The sequence below is a fragment of the Bradyrhizobium sp. LMG 9283 genome (assembly GCF_045571415.1).
Classification (GTDB): domain Bacteria; phylum Pseudomonadota; class Alphaproteobacteria; order Rhizobiales; family Xanthobacteraceae; genus Bradyrhizobium.
The window spans coordinates 7,659,693-7,681,277 of sequence record NZ_CP120691.1; the positions used below are offsets into that span (position 1 = coordinate 7,659,693).

19 protein-coding genes are annotated in these 21,585 nt (G+C 58.1%); 12 read left to right on the top strand and 7 right to left on the bottom strand.

The window, feature by feature from the left end; translation table 11 throughout:
• Positions 1–26: 26 nt before the first annotated feature.
• From P6U29_RS35635 to P6U29_RS35660, 6 genes are read right to left on the bottom strand one after another with little or no spacing between them, the layout of a single operon-like run.
• Positions 27–563, bottom strand: a complete 537-nt coding sequence (locus P6U29_RS35635) for a hypothetical protein (protein WP_407114843.1) — start codon at positions 561–563, stop codon at positions 27–29.
• A complete protein-coding gene (gene sctN, locus P6U29_RS35640; protein ID WP_407114844.1) occupies positions 539–1,894 on the bottom strand; it encodes a type III secretion system ATPase SctN in 1,356 nt (451 codons plus the stop codon). The genes P6U29_RS35635 and sctN overlap by 25 nt, the downstream gene beginning before the upstream one ends.
• Entirely contained in the window at positions 1,891–2,514 is a 624-nt protein-coding gene (gene sctL, locus P6U29_RS35645) for a type III secretion system stator protein SctL (RefSeq protein ID WP_407114845.1), read from the bottom strand. The genes sctN and sctL overlap by 4 nt, the downstream gene beginning before the upstream one ends.
• Positions 2,511–3,131: a nodulation protein NolU gene (locus P6U29_RS35650; protein WP_407114846.1), complete on the bottom strand. Its 621-nt coding sequence runs from the start codon at positions 3,129–3,131 to the stop codon at positions 2,511–2,513. Before P6U29_RS35650 ends, sctL begins: the two co-directional genes overlap by 4 nt.
• 20 nt (positions 3,132–3,151) lie before the next feature.
• On the bottom strand, positions 3,152–4,006 hold the full coding sequence (gene sctJ / locus P6U29_RS35655; RefSeq protein WP_407114847.1) for a type III secretion system inner membrane ring lipoprotein SctJ: 855 nt from the start codon (positions 4,004–4,006) through the stop codon (positions 3,152–3,154).
• A gap of 17 nt (positions 4,007–4,023) precedes the next feature.
• On the bottom strand, positions 4,024–4,545 hold the full coding sequence (locus tag P6U29_RS35660; protein ID WP_407114848.1) for a nodulation protein NolB: 522 nt from the start codon (positions 4,543–4,545) through the stop codon (positions 4,024–4,026).
• 191 nt (positions 4,546–4,736) lie between these two features.
• On the opposite strand from P6U29_RS35660, the gene P6U29_RS35665 reads away from it, so the two are divergent.
• The 9 genes from P6U29_RS35665 to P6U29_RS35705 all read left to right on the top strand — a co-directional run bounded on the left by P6U29_RS35665 (position 4,737) and on the right by P6U29_RS35705 (position 14,960).
• Positions 4,737–5,438 carry a secretin N-terminal domain-containing protein gene (locus P6U29_RS35665; RefSeq protein ID WP_407114849.1) on the top strand — a complete coding sequence of 234 codons (702 nt, stop codon included), beginning with the start codon at positions 4,737–4,739 and terminating at the stop codon, positions 5,436–5,438.
• 1,476 nt (positions 5,439–6,914) lie between these two features.
• Positions 6,915–8,714, top strand: a complete 1,800-nt coding sequence (locus P6U29_RS35670; RefSeq protein WP_407114850.1) for an HrpF/NolX family T3SS translocon protein — start codon at positions 6,915–6,917, stop codon at positions 8,712–8,714.
• Between the two features lie 899 nt (positions 8,715–9,613).
• On the top strand, positions 9,614–9,907 hold the full coding sequence (locus P6U29_RS35675) for a hypothetical protein (protein ID WP_407114851.1): 294 nt from the start codon (positions 9,614–9,616) through the stop codon (positions 9,905–9,907).
• 71 nt (positions 9,908–9,978) lie between these two features.
• The gene (locus tag P6U29_RS35680; RefSeq protein WP_407114852.1) at positions 9,979–10,212 is read left to right on the top strand and encodes a nodulation protein NopA; all 234 of its coding nucleotides are present in this window, start codon (positions 9,979–9,981) and stop codon (positions 10,210–10,212) included.
• Positions 10,213–10,327: 115 nt separating this feature from the next.
• A complete protein-coding gene (locus P6U29_RS35685) occupies positions 10,328–11,218 on the top strand; it encodes a hypothetical protein (RefSeq protein ID WP_407114853.1) in 891 nt (296 codons plus the stop codon).
• A 32-nt stretch (positions 11,219–11,250) separates the two neighbouring features.
• The gene (locus tag P6U29_RS35690) at positions 11,251–11,790 is read left to right on the top strand and encodes a hypothetical protein (RefSeq protein WP_407114854.1); all 540 of its coding nucleotides are present in this window, start codon (positions 11,251–11,253) and stop codon (positions 11,788–11,790) included.
• A gap of 2 nt (positions 11,791–11,792) precedes the next feature.
• The gene (locus P6U29_RS35695; RefSeq protein ID WP_407114855.1) at positions 11,793–12,221 is read left to right on the top strand and encodes a tetratricopeptide repeat protein; all 429 of its coding nucleotides are present in this window, start codon (positions 11,793–11,795) and stop codon (positions 12,219–12,221) included.
• 8 nt (positions 12,222–12,229) lie between these two features.
• Positions 12,230–14,347, top strand: a complete 2,118-nt coding sequence (sctV, locus tag P6U29_RS35700; RefSeq protein WP_407114856.1) for a type III secretion system export apparatus subunit SctV — start codon at positions 12,230–12,232, stop codon at positions 14,345–14,347.
• A gap of 214 nt (positions 14,348–14,561) precedes the next feature.
• Positions 14,562–14,960 (top strand): tetratricopeptide repeat protein, encoded by a 399-nt coding sequence (locus P6U29_RS35705; protein WP_407114857.1) that lies wholly within the window; start codon positions 14,562–14,564, stop codon positions 14,958–14,960.
• Positions 14,961–15,702: 742 nt separating this feature from the next.
• On the opposite strand, the gene P6U29_RS35710 is transcribed toward P6U29_RS35705, so the two are convergent.
• A complete protein-coding gene (locus tag P6U29_RS35710; protein ID WP_407114858.1) occupies positions 15,703–15,933 on the bottom strand; it encodes a hypothetical protein in 231 nt (76 codons plus the stop codon).
• 1,165 nt (positions 15,934–17,098) lie between these two features.
• On the opposite strand from P6U29_RS35710, the gene P6U29_RS35715 reads away from it, so the two are divergent.
• The 3 genes from P6U29_RS35715 to P6U29_RS35725 all read left to right on the top strand — a co-directional run bounded on the left by P6U29_RS35715 (position 17,099) and on the right by P6U29_RS35725 (position 21,032).
• Positions 17,099–17,809 carry a hypothetical protein gene (locus tag P6U29_RS35715; RefSeq protein WP_407114859.1) on the top strand — a complete coding sequence of 237 codons (711 nt, stop codon included), beginning with the start codon at positions 17,099–17,101 and terminating at the stop codon, positions 17,807–17,809.
• Between the two features lie 341 nt (positions 17,810–18,150).
• Positions 18,151–19,599, top strand: a complete 1,449-nt coding sequence (locus P6U29_RS35720; RefSeq protein WP_407119516.1) for a M16 family metallopeptidase — start codon at positions 18,151–18,153, stop codon at positions 19,597–19,599.
• Positions 19,599–21,032 carry a M16 family metallopeptidase gene (locus P6U29_RS35725; RefSeq protein ID WP_407114860.1) on the top strand — a complete coding sequence of 478 codons (1,434 nt, stop codon included), beginning with the start codon at positions 19,599–19,601 and terminating at the stop codon, positions 21,030–21,032. Before P6U29_RS35720 ends, P6U29_RS35725 begins: the two co-directional genes overlap by 1 nt.
• The last annotated feature ends 553 nt before the right edge of the window (positions 21,033–21,585 follow it).

Genomic DNA, 21,585 nt, shown 5'->3' on the forward strand with positions numbered 1-21,585 from the left:
TCGCGACGTCATAAGAGAACGAGCCATCAGTTCGAGCCACCGACCGCTTGGCTGCGCGAACCACCCTGATATCGGAGCAAAACCTCGTCGTCGGCATCGATTTCGGCCGCACACTCCGAACGGACAGCGGTAGTGCGCTGGACATCGCCCTCAATCTCCTCCCATTTCTGGCTCGCCGCCGAGCGCTTGGCCCATATGGTCCGCGCCTCATTCACTGACCGCTGAGCCTGCTCATGCGCGACGCGCGCCTGCTCACGCGCCTGGCGTGCCGATTCGATCTGTGCTGCCAGTCGCCCAAGGACGAGTTGACAGCGACGATCGAGCTCGGTCACCGACATCGTCTTGAGCGACGCCAGCTCCTGATAAAGTTCAGCTTCGACCTTGGCGCGACGATTCTCCGCGCCTTCAAGATTCTCAGACGCTCGCTGCAGCGCTTCGACCGCAATTCGGCGCCTGGCTTCCATGTTCGACAATTCACGAAGCGCGCTTCGCTCTCTCATGTCTTTCACCAGCCGCAATTTCGACGCTTGCACGAGATTCAGGCCGTCAGACGCGACATCCATGAAACGGTCTCCTCAAAGCTAGACGGCTCGTCCTGTCCCTGGCGCAAGAATGCGCGCAGTTCCTCGATTGAATCGATTGCCCGATCAGTCAGTGGATCGCTGCCCGGCTTGTATTCACCGACCTTGATCAGGAACTCAGCCTCATTGTAGCGCGAGAGCAGATCGCGGAAGACGGATGCCGCCTTGCGATGTGGACCAGAGGCGACCGCATCCATGACACGGCTTCGGCTCGACAGCACGTCGATGGCGGGAAAATGCTCTCGCGAGGCCAGCGCGCGCGAAAGAATGATATGACCATCGAGAATGCCGCGCGACTCTTCGGCGATCGGATCGCCCGTGCCGTCACCTTCGACAAGCACGGTATAGAATGCCGTGATCGAGCCCCGCTCGCCCATACCGGCACGCTCCAACAGACTAGGCAGCAGCGCAAAGACGGAAGGAGGAAAGCCGCGCCGGGTAGGAGGTTCTCCTGCGGCAAGGCCGATTTCGCGCATCGCACGGCTAAAGCGCGTCAGCGAATCCATCATCAGAACGACCTGCAGCCCTTGATCACGAAAATACTCGGCGAGTGCGGTCGCCGTATGAGCGCATTGCGCCCGCTCCATTGCCGATCGATCGGATGTCTCAACGACAACGATCGTGCGAGCGAGGGCATCTCCAATATGACGTTCGATGAATTCACGCACCTCGCGTCCACGCTCTCCTATGAGCGCAACCACGGTGACATCGGCGGCCGCGCCTTTTACAATTTGCGACATCAGCGTCGACTTACCGCAACCGGCATCTCCATAGATTCCGATCCGCTGACCTTCGCCACACGTCAGAAGTCCATCCAGCACGCGAACGCCGAGCGGAAACGGCTGCTCGATGCCACGCCGCCTCATCGGGTTGGGCGCCTTGCCGCGGAGCGGACGTGTGTGGACCGTCTTTATCGGTCCCTTGCCATCGAGTGGACGGCCGAAGCTATCGATCACGCGGCCGAGCAGGTCGGGGCCGACTGACACTTCCTGCATGCGCCCGGTCGGGAGCACTTCCGCGCGGTGGGACAGGCCTACCAGATCGCCAATGGGCGTCAGCAACACCCCGTCCGGCAGCAAACCGATGACTTCCGCCTCAAGTGACCATCCGGAAGCGTGATCCTGCAACAGGCAAAGTTCTCCAACACGGGCCGCTGGCAACACGGCATGGAGCAAGGTACCGATCGCACGCGTGATCCGTCCCCGCACGGCACGCGTATCGACATCCTTTGCTGCGAATCTTAGAGATGCTATCGCCGCATGCACATCTCCCTCTTCGGCCGCTTGATCATGGCCTGATCGTTGCGTCGTCACGGATCGCTTTCCTGAGAAGATGGATTAAGGCTGAGACGCAATGTGCGGAGCTGCGCGGCAAGTCCTAAATCGACACTGCCGAACTCACTCCACAGAACGCACTGGTCGGGCCCCACGGCCGGATCCGGATCAATTCTGACTTTCGGCCGACCATCCGTTCCATCGAACGCCAGGAATTCATGTCTTAGTGCATCAGCGTTCACAGGAGACACGTGAAGGCATACTTCTGCGCTGCCATATCTTTGCTCGACGGCGTGACGAACGGTCCTTACCAACATCTCACCCGGATCAAAGGAGCCCAACAAATCGGTCAATATCTCAATGACGAGCTGTGGCAACTCCCGTTGCAGAACGGCTTTTCGCCGGGCCACATCGGAAGCAGCTCGGGCGATCAGCTGTGCCATTTCGTCCGAGCCTGACCTAAGACCTTCGCAATGGCCGCGCTCCCGCTCCTGCTGATAGGCTTTCCTTGCCCAACTGCGAACCTGCCGCAGATATCGCTCGGCTAGCGCGCGCGTCTGCACCGCATCGTACCAGATGCTGAGTTCCGCGGCAGGTATGAGCGGACCAAGCGGCCGTATCCGCGGGCTATCTGGCAAGACTGTTTCATTGGCCGTCATGCCGCTGGCCCCTCCGTGGCCAAGTGGGCCACCACCAAAGACAGTAACTGACCCGCTGAGTTGTGGTGTTCGGCTGCTGGGGATTCGGCGGTGGTCCCCACAGGTAAGCGGAAAAGAACGCGCACACGGTCAAGCTCTGATGCGTCCTTGAGCCAAGCGCCAAGGCAGGCACATCCGTCATGTTCAATCTGGCTCGCCAGCTTCTGCGGATCGTGAATCGATGTGGTTGCGACGGCGCTGGATAAGTGGCGGATTGCGAAAGCATGTGCTTCCGCACCAATATTTTCGGTCAGAATCGCTACATCATGCTTTGACACAAGCTTCAGCACCGAACGGGCATGCCAGACACTGCCAGCGAGCAGCGCCGCCCGACGCGGATCATGCCCGAGCAGAACGTCCCTACCCCAGTCGGTTCCGTTCGAGACCAGCTCACTGCCTAGCAGCAATTCGACCAGTCTTTGCTGCAGTCTCGGAGTCTTCTGCAACTGCAGCACGGTGGCGGCCGACAGGAGCCCATCAAGATGGCCAGCAAAACGGCTGGGATGGATCAAGGCGGCAAGGTCGCGCATGCGATCGGAATGCGGGTTGAGTGAATGATTTGGCTCAGTGGATGCCATCGATACGGGCCTGCTGCCGCCTATTTCAGATCGGAGGAGAGCTTTTTGCCGGCGGACTGGACCGTTGGCTTGCTGGCACCTCTGCCGAGATCTGTTACTTTGCGCCAGGATTGACGAAGCTGTCGCCCACGTGTGCTCAGCAGCAGGTAAGATAGAATGCCCAACGCAGCGAGCGCACCTCCTGCACCGATCGCAATGTGGGTTGCAATGAACTTGGTTGGTTCGGCGGAAGCTGCCGCTGCCACAACGGAGACCTCATGCTGAGCCCGCTCAACCGGCACGAACACGACCGCCACCTTGTCGTACGATAGACCTTCGATGCTGTTGGCGACGAGCATCTTGATCTGCGGCAGCAAGGCTGAGAGCTTCGCGTTCGAGGCGTGTCGAATGAATACCGACGCCGAGGACGGGGTTGCATCCTGTCGCAAAAGATCATTCTTCGGCAGAACGACATGCACACGGGCGGAGAGAACCCCATCGATATCGTTAATCGTGCGCGACAATTCTTCACTGAGAGCATAGACGTAGCGGGCTCGCTCCTCAACCGGAGAGGCAACGAGGCCCGCTCCCTTGAACACCTCACCAAGGCTCTTGAAGGGTTGGCGCGGCAAGCCCTGGTCATTCAGCAGCTCGATTGAATAGGCGAGCTGCTTTTCTTCCACCTGAATTGTGCTGGTCCCATCCTTACCGACGACACGGATGGCATCGACGCCCTTGCTCAGGAGCAACCCAAGCATCTCGTTGGCTTCGCGCTCCTGAACTTTGGTATACAGATCAGCTTTGCAACCGGCGAGGGTCAGCAAAAGCGGCAACAGGACGAGAGCATGAAGCCGCTTTCTTGCGGGACAGCCGTTCCCGATCTTGTCTTTCGTCAAGACAGCCAACGGCCCGCTCAGCCCGCCGATAGGAGCTTGTTCAGAGATGAACTGACAGCACCTGTCCCCTTGGAGAGGAGTGAAACCTGAATGACGCCGTTGTAAACATCCCGCAGATTCGCCAGCGCCGAGTCGAAATGATCCGCACCTTCCGGTTTTGCCGCTGGATGTACCTCGACTTGCTGTGCACGCAAGACTGGTTGCGCTGCCGGCCCAAGCTGGAGACTCTTGGTCCGATCAGGCTCGCCGACGAGTGTCGGCGAGACTGCACCCGACGGAAATGGTTTCCCCTGGTGGATAGCAGAAATACTCTGTAGGACGCGATCGCCGAGCGGGCTCGCCGGCGTGACTGCGCGCTGCACCTCCGGCAGCGATGGAGCTGGCGCGCGCTCGGCCACAGAAGAGGCGGCATCTTGGTTCGAGGCCACCTGCGCAAGACTCTCGACAAACTGGGCATGTGCCGGCGAACAGCCGTTGGAGGCACACTCGACCGAGTTGGCAGAGATCGACGTAACGCCAAACAACATGGATGAAATCATTTCTGTCACGTAGTGAGATGAGCCGTCCGTTCACACGAATGGGCCGGCACCTTAGAGAAGCAAGCTGACCAAAAACTGACGAGCATGTGTCATCTAATGATCACGGTCAGCTTCCAATTTGGGACGAAGCATCGGCTTCCAAATTTTGGGACGAATTCCGGTGCTTGTTCTCAAGTGTAAAAATAGCAGGAATGCTCATCCCATCCACAAGGCTGCACATCTTGAAGAAAGTTCTCTATGCTGGTGTTTTCATTTGCTTGGGCGTCGTCGAGGCGCTCGGCGCTCCCCTGGCGCTGCCATCGACGCCTTATAGCTACACAGTTCTAGATCAGGACCTCGCGGCCGCACTGCAGGAATTCGGCAACAACCTAAATATCAGAGTCAATGTCAGCACCGGGGTGAAGGGGCGGATTCGCGGGCGAATGCCGGATCTCCCACCGCGAGAGTTCCTCGACCGGTTAATCAATCTCTACAATCTTCAATGGTACTACGATGGGCTGGTGCTCTACGTATCCGACGCGCATGAGGCGCAAAGCCGCCTTTTGGTCTTGAGTCCAATCAGCTTTGATGCGTTCAAGGCGGCACTCGATGCGCTCAACATTTCCGACGAGCGTTACATCGTGAGAGCCGTACCGGGAGACGGCCTCGTCTTCGCCTCTGGTCCACCCCGCTTTGTCGCGCTTGTGGAGCAAACACTCAAAGGACTTGCGGCGGAGGCACAGGCACGGCGAAACCCGAGCGGTGACGAAAAGCCACCGCACGAGTCGGTTTTGATGCTATTTCGGGGATCCTCCAGCGTGGTCGTTCGCCAAGGACGACCGAATGACGCTCCTTCGCCGGAGGCACCACATCAAGACGCCGTGGTCCACACACCCGATGCAATTAAGAAATGACCTGATGACAACAGATGGCCCAGGAAGAGATCCAATGCTTCCGTTTATGCCCTCTGTCAGCTTTTCGAAAGCTACTGCTGACATTGTCAGAGCGTGGATGTGTAGATGGCCGATGCCGCAGGGCGGCGCAATAAACGTCCAGGCCGGAGCCACGGATGCGAACCAGGATCGCGCCTCATGCGAGCTTTTGAACAACTCTACGAAATCCGTCATGCAAATGAGCTTCGTCGCATAAGCCCACTCCGTTGTCCAAAAGGAGAAACAGGATGGACTTCAAGGCGCTAAGCCCGGCGAACAACAGCCCAGCGCCCCACTCGTCCTCGTCGCCCGCCGGTCCAAGGGAGTTTGAGCGTGAACTAATGGGATTGCATGAAATACCCGAATATAGCCAGGACCTAATTTGGCAGGAACTCGGAGGCAGATCATCGCGCGTCGAGCCATCATTGAGCGGCGGCGAGCGGTCCAATTCCCAACAGCCGATCGCTCAACACCGCGCGGACGCCTCCGATTTCGGCAACGACCTTGTTTGGCAAGATCTAGAGCCTTCGCTCATGCGGGCCGGGTCACCTCACACTGGACCGTCTCAAGCTAGGCCCACGTGGCACGCAAGGGTTGCTCCGCCGGAAATTGGAGATTTCGCCATGGCGAACGGTCGTCGCGCCAAGGACGACTGGGTCTTCACTGGCCAAACAGCTACGCCCGCTCAGATCGAAATGCTAAGAAGCCGCGATCTCATACCTACCAGGGGTGTCCGGACAACAACGTTCACCATCCTGGGTGTGCCTCACACGGCGGAATGGCGAGAAGAAGGTTTTATTCGTCTCAAACCGTCGCTGGACCCTTCCCTTTGGCCTGTCGGTTCGAGCGAACACTCGCCAAGCGGCTAAGCATGATGACATGAAGAATCCGTGCCCAGCTGAGTTTCGATCCGCTCGGGGCAATAGGGTCCGCCCAATACCGTCGGACTCTTTCGAGCATCTACGCAAGCGCCAACACTCTCGTTGGGGGCAGGCGCGAGGTCGCTACGCGTGGGTGATTTCACCATAAGATGCTGCGGAGGCCTGCGACGTTGTTGCACTAGTCAGCGCACGTGACCATCCGCAGAGCGGCAGACTCGGCCTCGCTAATTCGACCTAGTTGGCCGGAGGCGAGCGATCGAGCATAACAAGCAAGCCGATTCCGATATCGAGAACCCATCACCGCCTCTCACACCATCATTGCGCGTCTCGTTGTGAAACCTCTGAGCGCCGTCAGCTTTTGGAAAGCTAATCGAACCTACCATGTGGCGTGAATATCTAGACGGCGATGTGCCTATAGATTGTAGCGGAACTGAGCGCTGGGGGCGCACTGAGCAATCGGAAGCAAGTGGTAGGAGCCATCGAAGCCTATCGACATTTCTTGCTCGTTGTTCGTCGCGATTCTCGGGCTGCGCCACATGACCGGCTTGTGGTGCGATCTCAAATCAGAGGACGTATAATGTCAGTCAACAACCTATCGCTAACCGCCAGCTCGAGTTTGTCCGGGCTGGCCCCCGGGCCCTCATCGGCGCGGGATCTTTCAAACTTCGAGGCGATGCTGGCTAGTTTCTCGTTGAAAGACAATGCCGATGACCATTCCACTCCACAGGATCCGCCGGCTGCAGACTCAGCCAAGCAGCTGACGGAGGAACTCACGCAGGAGGTGCGGAACATCCTCCCGCCGGAGATCAAGGCCGCACTGGACGCATGTCAGCAGGCCCCAGAGCCATCCTCCGCGGAGTCCTCCTCCGCTGCGAGCGCCCCGAAGATTGCAGAGGCACCCGTACAAAGCTCCAGGATCACGTGGAACAGCGGCACGCTGACTGATACCGAGCTGCAGATTGTGTCGGTGCTGAACCGACACAAAGACAAATGCCCGCTGGATTGGAAATCTCTTGGAGATTTGGCCAACGATCCCTCCACACCGCCGGATCTAAAGGCGGCGATCGAGGCTCTGCAACAGGACCCAGAGCTCTTCTATGCGATAGGCTCGCAAGGTGACGGCCGCTGCGGCGGGAAGATCAAAGCAGGTGATCTCTCCGGCTTCTCCGATCACCACCCTCAGGTTGCTGCTTTCCAGGAGCAGCGGGCAAAGAGCTATACGCAAAACTACATCCCTTCCGATGGCACCCGGAATGGCGAACCATCGGTTATGACCCAGACCGATGCATTGCGCGAGCTCTATCGCTATTCCGACAACCTGCCTAAGAACCTGAGCCTTGCGGATTTCAAGCGGATCGTCGACGGCGAAGCTAAAACCGGCAAATGCCCGCCACAGGTCCTCGCGGCCGCTCAATACTTCCTCGACCACCCGGATGAATGGAAGCACTTGTACGGTGGCTCGATAGACAAGGTCCACAAAGAGGACTTCCTGCAGGTTGCTTCATCATCGATGAATCTCACGCAAGCCGAGCTCGATACGCTCAATACGATCAGCAAGAACCAAAACGTTTTCTTCGGAAAGGGTGATCTGACCCGAGAAAAGCTGGCGAGCATGGTCGATGATAAGAGCCTCGCGCCCGAGGTGCGAAAGGCGGCCTCCCAGCTGCTCTCCGATCCTGTGTTGTTCGGGTTGATGAACAACGCGATTACGGGCTACAAAACCCACCATAAGTTCTTCGACTTCGGCGGCGGCCATACGGTTGATTCCGGCAACATCAGCAAGACCGACTTCAACCAGTTCTTCAACAACATGTCGGGTGCGAACCGCACCGTTCACCAAGTGAAGACGCATGCCGTCCGAACGCCTGCCGAGCAGGACGCGGTCGCGGACATGACGATGGGCATGGCAGACCAGCCCGACATCAAGTCTCCCAAAAAGAACGGTGGCGCCTTCATGCACGCACTTAATGACGTGCTCAAAGTTGGCTCTAAGGTATTCGACTGGGCCGCGACAGCAGTCGGTGTACTTGGCTTCATTCCAGGCTTGGGTGAATTGGCCGATCTGGCGTCAATGGTGCTCGAAGCCGAGGCGCAAGCTGCAAATCTTCTTCACACTGCCATCAGTGGCGGCAACATAAACCAAGCGCTGGAAGAAGCCGGGCTGAGCCTTGCGGCACAGGCGGTGGGCTGCATCGCCGGACCTGAAGTCAAATTAGCAATGCGAGAAGGCTTGGTGAAGCAGGCAATTCAAGAAGCCGCGACGGCCGGCATCAACCTGCCGGTTTCGGCGGCCCAGTCCTACGCGGAGGATTATCTGAATAACCTGAAGGCTCGCATCGAATCCGAGCGCTTGCAAGCTGCAGGCGCTAACGCCTAGACGGAGCGACGCTATCTTCTCAGGATCACGCTGGAAACGCTAATCGAGCTTGCGCGGCCTCCCCGCGGTTGGGCCTCTCTGCCGAGCAGTAGGTCGCGCAAGCTCTACCAGCATACTTGAGACCGCCCCCGAATCCGAGGAACTTATTTCGGCTCTTCACTGCGTACAAACTATGTTGGCCGCACTCGATCGTTCGAATCCGACCTCAAACCCAGTCTGCCGCTGTGAAGTTCCATCGACTGCATACGCCGCCCGCCAAGACCGCGATGCATTTACACTACGCGACAGACCGGCCGCAGCCGCGGAGCCTGCCGGTTGCGCAAGGATCGAGAGCACATTGGTCCAGAGCGGTAGAAGTCCGAAGGGCTCTTTCTCGAGTGGCGGGCTTCTGCTCGGTCTCCCTGAAAGTGGATCGCAATTGAGGATCTGCTATGGGCCCGCCAGGACCGAGGGACCGCTCTTGGCCGCTGAATCGGCCGTCACTCTGGCTTTCCGCCTCGCTCCGACCAGGTCAAGCTCCATGCACTTCGCCTGACTGCAAGCAAATTGTCGAAAGAGCTCGGAGGCATCGCAAGGGACGTGAGCCCGAGATTGCAGCACGTCGGCCTCAAAACGCTTTTGTTAGTGGTGGCTTTGATATTTCGCTACTGAAGCTTTCGAAACGATGAGCAACGTGCTCACCCGATCAAGCTCCACAAACGATGTTTGTCTTAACCATCTGATCTCCAGCTTTCGCGGGCAACTTGTTCAAATACGGTCGGCTGGTGAAGACGTATAATGATCGACCATCGGCTCATTGCATTTTCTACGACTCGTCAGCTTGTCGAAAGCTAATACTTGCATAGTGGAGGGCGGGAACTGCCTCCATTGGCACGATCGAATTGACATAGGAGAACCCGATGCGCGTTACGAGCTCTAGCACCGCTGGGCACGTTGATGCTGACCTCCATGCGGCTGGCGGCAAAAGCGGCGGCAAAAAAGGATCTCACAAGCCTGGCGAGCGCGACGATCATGCCCGATCGCCTGATGCAAACATTCCCGAAAACGGCGGCGCGTCCACGGGCGGCAACTCGCACGAAGCCGCTATGCAGCAAGCGTTCAGCGTCGCTTTGGGAGCCGCGGCTCTCCAATTTGCGAATAGTGCAATGAGCCATTTCGACGATGTCATGGCCGAGACAGAGGAGGATTCCTGACGTCGCATGTTGCGACGTTAGGAAATAGGAGCCGCACGTCGCGGCGAAATTCGAGCACACAGGAGAATAGTATGTCTAAAAATGTTGGTGCGTCTCATACCTCGACTGCAGGTGGGGCAGCCGGCACCGCTACTGCTGCAGCCGCTTCCACGGCTGCTGAAGTTGCTGGAGAGGCGGCATTCCAACGGCAAATCGCCGCTCTGACTGCGACCAGCACAAAGGCGGCTGAGAGAGATGTGGAACTTCGGGTCGTCTCGACCGAGCTCTCGACCGTCAAGAAAGCGGCCGATGAGCGGGTGCAGTAAGGGATGAGATGGGGCGACGTCGCCGCCCCACTTTCCCCGGCTGCTTAGTCTGTGAAGTCGCAACGGGCCGTACGGTTTTGCCGTACGGTTCCGTTCGCTGTTCAGGAAACCGACCGTGAATGAACCAAATTGCCCGCATTTCGAAGTATTGTCGGGCTGTTACTCCGGGCTGACAAGTAAAGTGGGGTTCGGATCGTGTCTGATTGGCAGCAGCCTCGATGCTGACTTAATCTTCATCGAACAAGGCCTCGAACCGCACCATCTTCGTGTCACCCCCCATTCCAATTCAATCGAGATCGAGGCCCTTGCGAGGGACGTTAGGATCGAGGGGTACGAGACTGTTTTACCGAACGAGTCCATTGTTGTCCCTCTTCCTGTCGTTTTGCATGTCGGGGCGATGTCCATTCGCTGGATGATCGAGGACTACAAACAAGCTGGCTCCATCGACCGCCGGCGTATATCGCTCGCCTTTCTCGCTTTGGTCCTAATCAGCTCTGCCGCGGTTGGCGCATTCTCATCCAGTTTTGTCCAGACCGACACCACCGTGGCGTCAAGTCCGTCGTCCCCTGCTACGGACATTGCACCCAAGCTGGCGCTCAGCGCTCCTGATGCTCTGGCCACCGATGCAGCTGCCGAGCGGCTGCAAGAGGACGTTGACAGAGCGGGCCTTGTCGGCATCAAGGTCGGCTCTGGGGCGGGCGTTGTCACCGCCGACGGCACCGTTACGCCCGCCTCGCTCGCCACATGGCGAGACGTCCAGCAGCGGTTTGATCACAATAGCAATGGCGCTTATACGCTCGTCAATGCGGTGGCTATCAAGGATGAGAAGACGCCTCCCGCAATTGGGGTCCAAGCTGTTTGGCGCGGGAGCGCCCCCTATATTGTCATTGCTGGTCAAAAGTATTTCGTCGGCGCGCTCTTGAGCAATGGATGGACCGTCTACGGGATTGAGGAAGGGCGTGTTCTGCTGAGCCGGGATGGCCGGCTTGCCACTCTACCCTATTAGCGTTTTAGGCCGCAGGTAAGGAAGCAAAGCGCATGACTAGGCTGCCCCCGAATCCCGTCGAGCCCAGCACCTCTTTTCAGGAGCCAAACGTTGATCATCATGCGTCTGCCATTACGCCGGTCAATTCTCGAGCCAAGTCCATCGGGATTGACCGGACGCGTGGCAATGATGACAAGAGCCACACCTCAATTTCTCATCATAGTGACGTGCTGGATCGGTTGGTGGACGCCACGATCGAGGGCGCGCTCGAGCTCAGTTCGATCGATGCAGTTTCGCGCATCAATCTAGACGAGGCGCGCGCCTCGCCAGGTCAGATCGAGCCAAGCTCGGAACTCGCTTGGCTTAATGAGCCCAATCTCGCGCGCAGTCTGCTCTCCTTCGTGACGCCGCGCTTACGTCATTCGCATGTTCTGCGTCCAGAGCAACACGGCCTTCTTCTGGAGCGTTTGGCTGATACGCTATCAGCCGCGCCAGAGGATTTGGTGCCACGTGAAGGGGCCGCCCTTCTGCAACTGGAGCTGCAACGTTTAATCCTGCTCCGGCAGAGTCACAACGGCTTGATCAAAGGCTAGCAATGGTCGGGCCGGACAAAGTGCAACACTTCACATCTACACAGCCGCCGATCGTTTCCGAAGCCGGCGCTATCGAGCTGATCTCCGGGCCGGAGCGAGATTTGCTCTGCGTGCTTTCTTACGTCTACCTTGCGTGCGGACAGAGCGAAAAGAGCCTGGCTCTGTTGCGGCTGGTCGCTCACGAACAGTCTCAAGACATCGGCCTGCTCCGCATCCTGGCCTACGCTCTCATCTCGGAGCGTCGCGGTGACGAAGCACTGTCGATATTGGACAGGCTTGACAAACTGGATGACGAGCCGTCTTCGTGTCCGCCCTTGATGCTGATGCGCAGCCACGCCCTGCGTCACGCTGGCCGCATGACCGAAGCGCAAGCCGTCTTCAAACGCTATGTTTTGTTGCGGGGCAGCACAGCTGCAATCAAACAACCATAAGGCTTCTCATGGCCAACCTTCTACGAAATCTCATCACGCGCGCGCCGGCTCACCCGGATTTGATGGTCGCGTTGATGCTTCTTCTGGCGATCGGAATGATGATCATGCCGATCCCGATCGTCGTGATCGATATGCTGATCGGCTTCAATCTGGGCTTTGCCATATTGCTGTTGATGGTAGCCCTGTATCTCAACACGCCGCTCGACTTTTCGTCCCTGCCGGGCGTCATCCTGATCTCCACCGTCTTTCGTCTCGCTCTTACCGTTGCAACGACGCGACTGATCCTAGCTGAGGGCGATGCCGGCAGCATCATCCATACGTTCGGCGATTTCGTCATATCCGGCAACATCGCCGTCGGCATTGTCATATTCCTGATCGTGACCATGGTGCAGTTCATGGTTCTCGCCAAGGGCGCCGAACGGGTGGCGGAGGTATCGGCGCGCTTCACGCTCGATGCGCTGCCGGGCAAGCAGATGGCGATCGACGCGGAGCTGCGCAACGGCCATATCGATCAGCACGAAGCCCGCAGCCGGCGGGGCGCGCTTGAGCGAGAAAGCCAACTGCACGGCGCGATGGACGGCGCTATGAAATTCGTGAAGGGCGATGCTATAGCCGGACTAATAGTCATCTGCATCAACATGCTGGGTGGCATCACGATCGGGTCGCTCTCCAAGGGCATGTCCCTCGAAGAGGCGATGCATCAATACACGATCCTGACGATCGGTGATGCGCTCATTTCGCAGATTCCGGCCCTGCTGCTGTCAATTACAGCCGCAACCATTGTCACTCGTGTCAACGGTCCTTCCAGACTCAATCTCGGCGCCGATATCGTCAACCAACTTACGGCCAGCACACAAGCGCTACGCTTGGCGTCCTGTGTCTTGCTTGTGATGGGGTTCGTTCCTGGCTTCCCTTTGCCCCCCTTTGTCGTACTGGCCGCGCTGTTCTCTGCCGCCAGCTTTCTCAAGGTTGGCGTGCAAGAGGGCAAGACCGCTCCCAAGGCCGGCGCCGGTCCCACCGGTTCGGCTCCCGCTTCCGCACAAGGTCAGAAGCAAACCGTGCCCGCCGAGGCACTTCCGATTACACTGTCGCTAGCGCCGAACCTGATGCAGGCAATCGACGTAGGGGAACTCGAGCAGTGCGTCGCACGGGTTTCGGCACTGGTTTCAGCTGATCTTGGCATCACAATTCCACGCATTCCCGCCCAAAGCGCACAGCACCTGGCCCAATCGCAATTCCGGGTGGATGTCGAAGGAGTGCCGGTGGAAGAGGGCGCCATTGACCCGAAACAACTCCTACTTAACGACGACGTGGCGAACATTGAACTGAGCGGGATCCCCTTTTGGCAGGACCCAGACACGAATCGGATCTGGATCGAACAAGGCCATGCGCCTGCTCTCAAAGCTGCCGGAATAGGGCACCACCATCCGAGCGAAATCATCGCCTTGCGCGTCCAGTCGACGTTGACACGCTATGCACAGCGCCTGGTGGGCATTCAGGAAACGCGTCAGTTGCTTAGCCGGATGGAGCAGGAATATGCCGATCTGGTGAAGGAGGTGCTGCGCACGACACCGATCCCTCGCATCGCGGATGTCCTACGTCGCTTGCTGGACGAGGGCATCCCGATCCGGAACACCCGTTTGGTTTTGGAGGCGCTTGCAGAATGGAGCGAACGGGAGCAAAATGCCGTACTGCTCACCGAATATGTACGCTCCGTTCTGAAGCGGCAGATCTGTCACCGCTATGCCAACGCCCATCGTGTTGTCGCGGCCTTTATCGTCGAGCGTGAGACCGAGGATATCGTGCGAGGTGCGGTGCGCGAGACCGCTGTCGGTCCCTACCTCGTTTTGGAGGATCGGCAAAGCGAGATGCTACTTTCACAGTTTCGCCAGATCCATTCGAGCATCGCGCGCAGTCAGAACCAGCCAGTTATCCTGGGCTCGATGGATATCCGGCGCTTCGTCCGCGGCTTTCTCACCCGCAATGGGATAGACCTACCTGTTCTCTCGTATCAAGATCTCGCCTCGGATTTCACCGTCCAGCCGATTGGCTCCGTCAAACTTGCGCCTGGCAAGGATAAGACTCCTACAGGCGGACATCGTGACCTCATCCCTGCGGCCGGCTGACGAGCACAGGTGTGGGGTCGTGAGGTCGCTTATGAATTCATGTAAGATTAACGTTCGGCGGCGCCGGCGTAACTTTCGTCGCGATTCGTGCTCGGCCTTTCTTCCCATGCTTGCCATTGTGCTCACGGGTTGCGCTAACTCGCACAACTCGGGTCTTTCACAGCAGCCGACGTCTACGGCAGAGCTGGTTGGGGCCAAGGAGGTCGATCCAGCTATGCGCGAGCGCATCTCTCACGCCCTCAGTCGGGATGCTGACGAGAAGGCTTTGCGCGATGCGCTGAAGCAACGACCGGACAATGTCGATGCGGCGATTCCTCTTGCGCGGGCCCTGCTGATGCGTGAAAGCCCTGACGAGGCGCTTGAGGTGCTCGACAACATCTTGCTTGCAGCACCCGGCGACCTGCGCGCACTGAATGCCAAAGGTGTTGTGCTCGATCACCAGGGCCGCCATCACGAGGCGCAAACGCTATACCGCCAAGCTCTGGCAATTGACCCGGAAAATCCGATGTTGAGCAACAATCTCAAGCTGTCGCTCGCCCTTGAAGGGACGACGCAGAACGGCAATCCGAGCCCACAACTGCAAACGGATGGCCGGCACGCATCGTACCATTAGAGTAGCAACGAGCAAGAGCGGGTCGCAGTTGCTCGGTGCCTCTCTGTCACCTACCGACAGCTAGCCGATTATCAGCTGCCGTGGAGGCTCAAGAGTTAAATTCCCTGCGAAGCGACAGTTCGTAAATGAAACCGGCATGTATAACCACACCAGTAACCCAACCACACGCCAAGTGTATCCGCGACGGACCCACGAACAATGGCTCGTACTGAACTGATAGTCAAACGTTCCCAGGACATAGTCTCTACAAAGAATTCGGCGCCCTCGAATTCTTCCCCCGGATCGATCTTCGATGGCACCCCCGCCGTACTCGCTCGTTTCCGAGCCGCCAGTGGTTGACTCTCAAAGTCTTCCGTCGAGCGCGATAACTTTCCTGGACGAGATGAAAGCACCTCGACGATAGATTTCAAGGTCATCCGCTGGCCAACAACCCAGGGCGATATCCTCCTGGACCGTCAGCTCCGGCTCGATGGCGACGAACCGCTCGTCCTCTCTACATATTCAATCGCCCAGCGAAAGCTCGCGCAGCAGCGTTGGGTTTTGCTGACGTAAGTGGCTCGATGATCGCGCCTGATCCCGCCAAGCAGGGCGACGAGTGGAACAAGAACAAGGATGCCAAATGCGCGAGCAGGCAGCTTATATCTTTTCCGCAGCTGAAGATAGTAGCGCCAACGCCGACATGATTTCACGAGGACTGGCTTGCGCAACCGGATCACCTGGCCACCGTTCTCCCTCGTGAACCTTACTTATTGTTCGATCGTGGATCTGCGAAGCGCCCGCTGCCGTCAACGAAAACACATACGGCCGAGGAACTAAAGTATCTCTCGAGCTCCGCGATCGCGCGTTCCTCCCACTCTGCAGCTTGCGCTAGTAATGAGTCCCGTTGGATTGGCCGAAAAGCGGCGGACTGACGGCACAACGAAGCTATCGCGCGATAGCGGCGCACGTTTTCCATAACGGCCAGTCCGGTCATGTGTGGATCTCCTCCCCTGCTATCCCGGGCAAGAACTTGCTCGAAAACCGTTTTCGATCCGTTAGCGGCCGGAGTGGAAGGCGTGAATGGTTGGCAGAATCTTGCCGGCATGAGAGGGCCGATAATGAAGGTCTTCCACAAGGAGCACATCCACATAAAACCCGGCTCGGCAGTGCTCCATCCGGGCGCTTCTGCCCCCCGTTGTCTCAGTTTATTGGTTGGATAGCGGAATGTAGAAATAGCTAACGGGAACGAGGCACATTTCGGCTTGCAATCTCCATCAGATGACTGTGATCTGGCCTGTCTTTCGAATCCTCAGGAGTAATGAGCAATCCGTTTATTGGTGTTTTGAAGGACCGAGAGGGCCGGTGCTTTGTCGGCATCCCTTTGCCTCCATAAACAGCAAACGGCACGCAACTGTTACTTCCTCCGTCTCATCGAAGCTAGCGAGACTGAGCAGTTGTTTACCTCGCCGGTCGAAAACCGAAATGCTGCTTAGCGACAAATCCTCTTAATCTCGACCTAGGCGATCTACTAGGTGGTGTAGGTAATCGCATAACCTTCCGTGGCTCGGTTTACTTGATTTAGGCGGTGCGCTTGCGCGGCGGGAGTGCAAAGGGATTCGCCGAGAGTTAAACGGTATCGAAGAATGCCAGAGATACTCATCGATGCTCATCTCAAGTAGTATCACCGCAACTGCCGAAAAGTAAACGGCTATGGGAACGAGGCTAACGGCCGGGATCTCTTGGGACGCAGACTAACCACCCCTTGATCCACATCCGATTGGTGCCCGGGCCCCCGCATCCGATGCCACGTGTGCCGCCAATTGTGCTTCAAAACGTGCCGCAGTCCTACCCAGTGCTGAAACTATGGTGCCTGTCAGCATGGTGGGCCCGCCGGAGTCAGGTGAGGCCGTGTTGGACCGGCGACTGGCAATGACGAGTGTCCTTGGTTTTGCGGCCGTGTACATCACGAAGGGCTCCTGCGCCATTCAAGAGGAGGCGTCAGCCGGCCGAAAGGCCTCTGGCCATCAGCCTACCAAAACAAGGAGACGACGGCATCTCTTGTTTGTTTGTAGCATATGCGGTGCGAGCGTACGGCTGACAACAGATGACAACAATGTTGCGCCGGAGCGCTCGCACGGTACGCGATTAGGGGCACTCGGATGATCACGCCGTTTCGACGGAACTGGAGTCCAAAAGAATTATTCGATGCTCTTACGCCAGCGATGTTCGCCGCCGAGCCGTCGACTGTCCGCGCACGTTGGGACAAATTGTGGCCTGATCTGTACACGGAATATGACGCCCGGTATTTGAAACAAGAATTAGTGGCGAGAAATCTTATCGCTTCCCATGAAGCTGCGGCATTCTTCAACGCTTGGGCGATTGACGAAGAGCGCCACACCGACGGATTCATAAGGATCATTGAACTTGTCGCTAATGGATCCGAAAAGGATCTTCGGGAGAGTTTGGACGCTCGATCTCACGATTTTGGTCCGATCTTTGAACACCTGAAGGACGAATTCTCCCTAATGGTTATGATCGCATTTGATGAGATGTGCACTTGCCGCGCCTACGCAGCAGAAAAGCCTTTTTATGACACACTTGGGAACACTACGTTCCATCATTGGCTGCGGGAGGTAATTGCCGACGAGGCGGTCCACTCGATGAACGCCGTTAACGTTATCCGCGCCCGCTATCGCGACCGCATTGGCCAAGTCGGCACAATTCTCGATAACCTAATCCGCGCGGCCGATAATCTACGCTATTCTGGCACCTTCGTCCTGGACTACTTCGGCGCAGTGTACTCCAAGGAGCTGCTCGCCGACTCCCGCCTCGCGACCATAAGAAATATTGCCAAGCCACTCATCGTGTAGAGCGAGACGTGTAACAGCGAGCCTGGCGAAAGTTGCACCGGCGTCACATCGCCGATCAATCCACCTTATCTGCAAGTTTTCCATTCTGTCAGTTGACGCCAAGTTGTCCTGACGCGTGGTGCGCGATGTAGTGTTCACGACATATCGACGGATCACCTTTGGCCAGAATAGTACGCGCTGGTTCTGTTTTGTGTCCAGTTGGCGTGCGCGCGGCCGTGAGTACGCCACTCCAGCAATTGGTCCGGCCTTTGCTCTGCTGTTTGGCAAACGACGTGCGGCTCCCCGCTTTGTCGGATCTGCCCGCCATGAACGTCGATCAGTATGGAACGAAAGGCGATGCCATGCAGAACGAGATTTCGGTCACCGCCAAGGCGGGAGGTACCGCCGCCAAAGCCTCCGACTCGACGACGCGCACGGCGCCGACGGTCGAGCACAGAATAGATGCTCATACCGACGTATACCTTCCTGATGAGGATAGCGTCTTTGCCGACACGGTCAGATCAGATCGACCAGCTAGCTTCACGCTTCAGAACGGCTTGCAGGTGGTCGTGATCCCGGATCATCGCACACCCGTTGTGACTCAGATGATCTGGTATAAGGTCGGTTCCGCCGACGAGCCGCCTGGCAAATCGGGGGTTGCGCATTTTCTCGAACACCTGATGTTCAAGGGTACCTCCAAATATCCGGCGAATGAATTCTCCAAGGCCGTGCAGCGTGCCGGCGGCAATCAGAACGCCTTCACCGGATTCGACTACACCAGCTACTTCCAGCACGTGCCGCGCGAGCACCTCGGCAAGATGATGGAATTTGAAGCCGACCGCATGACCGGTCTCATTCTCAAAGATGAGAACGTGCTGTCGGAGCGCGACGTCGTGCTGGAGGAGTTCAATAAGGGCATCGCCAACCATCCACGTGAACGGCTCGCTGAGCAGATGATGGCGGCGCTTTACCTCAACCACCCCTACGGTCGCCCAATTATCGGGTGGCGCCATGAAATCGAAAAGCTTACCCGAGAGGACGCGCTTACCTTCTACAAGCGCTTCTATGCACCGAACAACGCGATCCTAATTGTCGCTGGAGACGTCGCCCCCAAGGAAATCCGCTCGATGGTGACGGAGACATTTGGCTGCATCCCCACGCAACCATCGATTCCCCTGGAACGCCTGCGCCCGCAGGAGCCGACGCCGGCCGCGTCGCGCACAGTGACGTTGGCCGATGCCCGCGTCGAGCAGCCAGCCCTGCACCGCTATTATCTTGTACCGTCGGCTCGCACCGGGGCCGCCGGCGAAGGTGCAGTGCTTGACGTGCTCGAGCAGTTGATGGGCGGCGGCGTCAACTCATATCTCTATCGCTCGCTGGTGATCGAAAAGCAGCTCGCGGTCACTGCGAGCGCGAGCTATCACTCTGCCGCGCTCGATTCCTCGCTATTCGCGATTTCTGCCGTACCAAAACCTGGCATCAAACTCAGCCAGATCGCGCGCTCCATCGACGAGGTAATCGCCGACATTGCGCGTAATCCCGCGAGCACCGAGGATCTCGAAAGGGTCAAGACGCGGCTGATCGCGCGGGTAACCTACGCCCAGGACAATCACGAAATGCTCGCGCACTGTTATGGCCGCGGCCTGACAACGGGACTATCCATCGACGATATTCGAGGCTGGCCGGACGGCATCCGCGCGGTCGGTGCACAGCAGGTGCACGAGGCCGCGCGGAAATGGTTCGACAAGAAACGAGCGGTGACCGGCTATCTCATCAAAGAGTCCACGCCAAAACCCGGGGAGAAGATCTAATGAATCATCCTTGCACACGACGTGAGATCCTCCTCGGGGGAGCCTCGCTCACAATCGCGATGCTCGCTTCGCCAAATTTGCTTGCCGCCGGGGGCACGCTTGCCCGGACCAGGATCAAGCGCCTGGTTTCGTCTTGCGGTATAGAAGCCTGGTTCGTGCAGGATTCCACTGTCCCGTTGATCGCGATGGAATATGCCTTCACCGGCGGCGCGACTCAGGACCCCTCTCGAAAACCTGGGGTAAGCCACCTGGTGGCTGGCCTGCTGAAAGAAGGGTCCGCCGGGCTTGACTTCAAGACCTTTCATGAGCGGCTCGACCATCGTGCCATTGATCTGCATTTTCACTCGACCCATGATCACTTCCGCGGTTCCTTGCGCACGCTCGAGGACAACGCAGACGAAGCCTTCGACCTTTTAGGGATGGCGCTAACCTCGCCGCGTTTCGACGCGGCCGATGTCGAACGGATCCGTGCCACCGTGCTTGCGCGCCTTCGGCACGACTCGACCGATCCTTCGTCTCTGGCCCACCGCAAGTTCCACGAAGTCGCCTTTAACGATCATCCTTATGCTCGCCCAGCCGGAGGCTCGCTGGAAAGCGTGCCGAAGATCGAGGTCGCGGATCTCAAGGGCTATGTCCGACGCGTGATCGCGAAAGACACGCTCAAAATCGCGGTGGTCGGCGACGTCGATCCAGCGGTCCTCTGCAAACTGCTCGACAAGTCCTTTGGCTGCCTGCCAACCAAAGCGGAAGCGACGCCGGTTCCCGAAGTCGTCGCAGCAAAGCCGCCGCAGCGGGTCTTTATTCCGCTCGACGTGCCGCAGACGGTTGTGACTTTTGGCGGTCCAGCTGTCGGTCGCAGCGAGCCCGATTTCATGGCCGCCTATGTCGTTAACCACATCCTCGGCGGCGCCGGCCTGACGTCGCGCCTGTTCCGCGAGGTCCGCGAGAAGCGCGGACTGGCCTATTTCGTCCGTGAGCACCTGGTCTGGTTGGATCATTCAGCCATGTTTCTCGGCAGTAGCGGCACCTGCACCGATCGTGCCGGCGAAACGGTCGACGAAATCGAGAAGCAGGTCCGCCGCATCGCCGAGCAAGGACCGACTCAGCAGGAACTCGATGATGCAAAGTCCTACCTGAAGGGCTCGCAAGCGCTGGCTCTCAACACATCATCAAAGCTTGCGCGAACGCTGTTGCAGCATCAGCTTGACAAGCTGCCCATCGACTATTTCGAAAAGCACAACGCTGTGGTCGATGGGGTGACGTTGGAGGACGCCAAGAGAGCAGCGCAGCGGTTGTGGGGCGGGGGTCTGCTCACAATTATCGTCGGACGCCCCCCAAAGGACGCATCGCGGCCGACCACCATGCCAGCGGGGACAACACCCCCGCCAGGCGCCGAGCAGCTAGGCGCCGCCCCGACGGCGCCACCGAATTGACTTTCTAGCAGCCCAGGCGCTTAGCAAGCGCCTCCCTGTTGCGCGCAGAGTGCGTCTAGCCACCCGCCTTTAGCCCGCGGAGATATGCGATCATCGGGCAGTTACCATGCGGCCGCTCGAGTGCCGCTTTTGCTCAATCGCTTTGCCAAACAAGGCGGCAGTCCGGCTTGAAGTCTTCAGGGTAGCGAAATGCAAAAATAGAGCTATCACCAAGCAAAACGGCCTCGGCAGGGGCTACGCTGAGGCAGAGCTTCCACTGTGGTCGTGCCATTTGGGGGAATGGCACAGACGTGGAAATAACGCTTCCCAAATGGCTTGTTCTTAGTTTCTTTTCATTTCCGGCCTGACCAGCGATCGCCTGATCGGAGCTCTTCGCGGCGGCAGGGGATCGCTACTTTCGGCGGCCTTCGGCGGCAGCAATGAGGTCGACACTTCCTATTTTCCACGCCTCCCTCGGTCGTTGCAGTAAGTATCCGCCTTAATCGCATTCAGTTGTGCTCGAGTTGCGTTACCCTGGTCGGCTGGCGCCGGCGCGCCCCGCTCACACTTCGAT

What these genes read in the sequence shown, in the direction of transcription:
- P6U29_RS35635 (WP_407114843.1), bottom strand. Translation starts at nt 563, where the DNA reads ATGGATGTCGCGTCTGACGGCCTGAATCTCGTGCAAGCGTCGAAATTG.
- sctL (WP_407114845.1), bottom strand. Translation starts at nt 2,514, where the DNA reads ATGACGGCCAATGAAACAGTCTTGCCAGATAGCCCGCGGATACGGCCG.
- P6U29_RS35650 (WP_407114846.1), bottom strand. Translation starts at nt 3,131, where the DNA reads ATGGCATCCACTGAGCCAAATCATTCACTCAACCCGCATTCCGATCGC.
- P6U29_RS35660 (WP_407114848.1), bottom strand. Translation starts at nt 4,545, where the DNA reads ATGATTTCATCCATGTTGTTTGGCGTTACGTCGATCTCTGCCAACTCG.
- P6U29_RS35665 (WP_407114849.1), top strand. Translation starts at nt 4,737, where the DNA reads ATGCTCATCCCATCCACAAGGCTGCACATCTTGAAGAAAGTTCTCTAT.
- P6U29_RS35670 (WP_407114850.1), top strand. Translation starts at nt 6,915, where the DNA reads ATGTCAGTCAACAACCTATCGCTAACCGCCAGCTCGAGTTTGTCCGGG.
- P6U29_RS35675 (WP_407114851.1), top strand. Translation starts at nt 9,614, where the DNA reads ATGCGCGTTACGAGCTCTAGCACCGCTGGGCACGTTGATGCTGACCTC.
- P6U29_RS35680 (WP_407114852.1), top strand. Translation starts at nt 9,979, where the DNA reads ATGTCTAAAAATGTTGGTGCGTCTCATACCTCGACTGCAGGTGGGGCA.
- P6U29_RS35690 (WP_407114854.1), top strand. Translation starts at nt 11,251, where the DNA reads ATGACTAGGCTGCCCCCGAATCCCGTCGAGCCCAGCACCTCTTTTCAG.
- P6U29_RS35695 (WP_407114855.1), top strand. Translation starts at nt 11,793, where the DNA reads ATGGTCGGGCCGGACAAAGTGCAACACTTCACATCTACACAGCCGCCG.
- sctV (WP_407114856.1), top strand. Translation starts at nt 12,230, where the DNA reads ATGGCCAACCTTCTACGAAATCTCATCACGCGCGCGCCGGCTCACCCG.
- P6U29_RS35705 (WP_407114857.1), top strand. Translation starts at nt 14,562, where the DNA reads ATGCGCGAGCGCATCTCTCACGCCCTCAGTCGGGATGCTGACGAGAAG.
- P6U29_RS35710 (WP_407114858.1), bottom strand. Translation starts at nt 15,933, where the DNA reads ATGACCGGACTGGCCGTTATGGAAAACGTGCGCCGCTATCGCGCGATA.
- P6U29_RS35715 (WP_407114859.1), top strand. Translation starts at nt 17,099, where the DNA reads ATGATCACGCCGTTTCGACGGAACTGGAGTCCAAAAGAATTATTCGAT.
- P6U29_RS35720 (WP_407119516.1), top strand. Translation starts at nt 18,151, where the DNA reads ATGCAGAACGAGATTTCGGTCACCGCCAAGGCGGGAGGTACCGCCGCC.
- P6U29_RS35725 (WP_407114860.1), top strand. Translation starts at nt 19,599, where the DNA reads ATGAATCATCCTTGCACACGACGTGAGATCCTCCTCGGGGGAGCCTCG.